The 721-nt window shown below is 65.0% G+C and carries 1 protein-coding gene and 1 pseudogene; both read left to right on the forward strand.

All coding sequences use genetic code 11. The features are described from left to right. A pseudogene (locus tag AC1D00_RS43930) lies at positions 1-183 on the forward strand (AI-2E family transporter); the annotation flags it as partial. A 145-nt stretch (positions 184-328) separates the two neighbouring features. Continuing rightward, positions 329-718, forward strand: coding sequence for an NUDIX hydrolase (locus AC1D00_RS43935; RefSeq protein WP_027542915.1), 390 nt, complete (start codon positions 329-331; stop codon positions 716-718). The last annotated feature ends 3 nt before the right edge of the window (positions 719-721 follow it).

Consider the following 721-nt stretch of genomic DNA (forward strand, 5'->3'; position numbering starts at 1 on the left):
GGACGTGGCCTGACCACGCCGACCATCGTGATCTTCGTCGGCGTGATCGGCGGCACGCTCGCCCATGGCATCGTCGGCCTGTTCATCGGGCCGATCATCCTGTCCGTGGCCTGGGAGATGATGATGGCCTGGATCAGGACGGAGGATCGCGCGGAGGCGGGCGCGAGGGCGAGCAAAGGTTGATCTCGCGCCCTCGAACGGCGCGATCTGCCCGCCGTATCGCAGCTGGCCCGACGGCCCGTGGCCTGTGATCAAGGCACGTCCCGAACTTGTCTATCCGACTAGACAAGTTACGATCAGGACGATTCTATTTTCGATTGCGGCAGTAATGGCGAAGTCTTCCAAGCTGGTCGCCGCCAAGCGCGGCAAGGTATTGTTGGTCAGACGCCGGTCGGACGGCCTGTGGATGTTCCCGGGCGGCCGCAAACGCGCGCGCGAGTCCGAGAAGGACTGCCTGCGGCGGGAGATCAAGGAGGAGCTGCCCGAGCTGAAGCTCGGCAGGATCAGCCTCTGGAAGGAAGTGAAGGCCAGGAACAAGCGCTCCGGCCGCAAGATGAGCGATGCGATCTTCATCGCCAAAGGCGCCAAGGGCAGGCTCGCGATCGGCGACAAGAAGGAGATCGACCGCGCCGCCTGGCAGAAGCCGCGCGGCATCCGCCTGACCCCGACCTCGCGCTATATCCGCGACCGCCTGTTTCCGCGGAAGCGGCAGCGGTAAGCC

Source organism: Bradyrhizobium sp. P2_E8 (genome assembly GCF_056403875.1).

Bases quoted from the DNA above. Each gene is read 5' to 3' on its own strand.
- AC1D00_RS43935 (WP_027542915.1), top strand. From the start codon at position 329: ATGGCGAAGTCTTCCAAGCTGGTCGCCGCCAAGCGCGGCAAGGTATTG.